The organism is Methylocystis suflitae (genome assembly GCF_024448135.1).
GTDB lineage: Bacteria > Pseudomonadota > Alphaproteobacteria > Rhizobiales > Beijerinckiaceae > Methylocystis > Methylocystis suflitae.
Genome location: NZ_JAMRYX010000197.1, coordinates 1 through 1,046, shown reverse-complemented (window position 1 = coordinate 1,046; position 1,046 = coordinate 1). Strand labels below are relative to the sequence as shown.

Sequence of the window (1,046 nt, the reverse complement as noted above, 5' to 3'; positions counted from 1 at the left end):
CGGGTCTGATGGCGTTTTCGACCGGGTTCGTATCCAGCTCGAGGCGGCCGTCCTCCAGGAACCTGGTGAGACCGGCCCAGTGGCTCAGCGCGTAGCGGATGTCCGTGGCCAACGTGGAGCCTGACGAGATCAGCGACAGTTGCTTCTCGAACCACGGTTTCAAGGCTTCGACGATGGGCGCGGAAAGCTTCTTACGCATCGCCAGCCGCGCTTCCGGCGCGCAGCCACGTATGTCGGCTTCGATGGCGTAGAGCGCGGCGATATGGCGGACCGCCGTCTCCGCGATCGGGGATTTTGTATTGCGCATGAGCTTGACGAAGCGGCGCCGCAAATGGCTCCAGCAATGGACCAGCGTCCATGGACCCTCATCGCGCTGTATTCGCGTGAGAAGCTCATAGCCGTCATAGCCGTCGCATTGCAGATAACGCCCGCGATAGCCACGCAGGAACCGCTCGGCATGTGCGCCGCCGCGCCCTGGCGCGTATCGGAAAAGCACGACCGGCGGATCCGTCCCACCATGCCCGCGATCATCCGACGCGATCGCCCAGAAGAAGCCCTTCTTCGTTCGACGACGTCCGGGATCGAGAACCGGAGCCGTCGTTTCGTCCATGAAGACCCGATCCGCAAAGGCCAGGCGCTTGGACATGTGATCAGCGATCGGCTGGAGATGAAAGCAGGCGCGACCCGCCCAATTGCCGAGCGTCGCCCGATCCAGAACGACGCCTTGGCGGGCGTAGATTTCGGCCTGCCGATAAAATGGCAGGTGATCGCCAAACTTCGCGACAATGACCTGGGCGATCAGCGCTTCAGTCGGCAGGCCACCGGGCACGACATGCTCGGGCGCATGCGCCTGCGCCACGGCGCTCGAGCAACGGCGGCACGCATATTTCGGGCGACGCGTCACCAACACGCGGAACTGGGCCGGGATCACATCGAGACGCTCGGAGACATCCTCGCCAATCATCGTCATCGGGCCGCAACCGCAGGGACACAGTGTGCTTCGCGGTTCGATCACGCGCTCAATGCGCGGAAGATGAGCCGGCAAC

The 1,046-nt window shown here is 63.7% G+C and carries 1 protein-coding gene; it reads right to left on the bottom strand.

The window, feature by feature from the left end; translation table 11 throughout:
- A partial coding sequence (gene tnpC, locus NEI07_RS15100; protein WP_256035651.1) for an IS66 family transposase occupies window positions 1–1,015 on the bottom strand: 1,015 nt, incomplete at its 3' end.
- Window positions 1,016–1,046 lie beyond the last annotated feature (31 nt).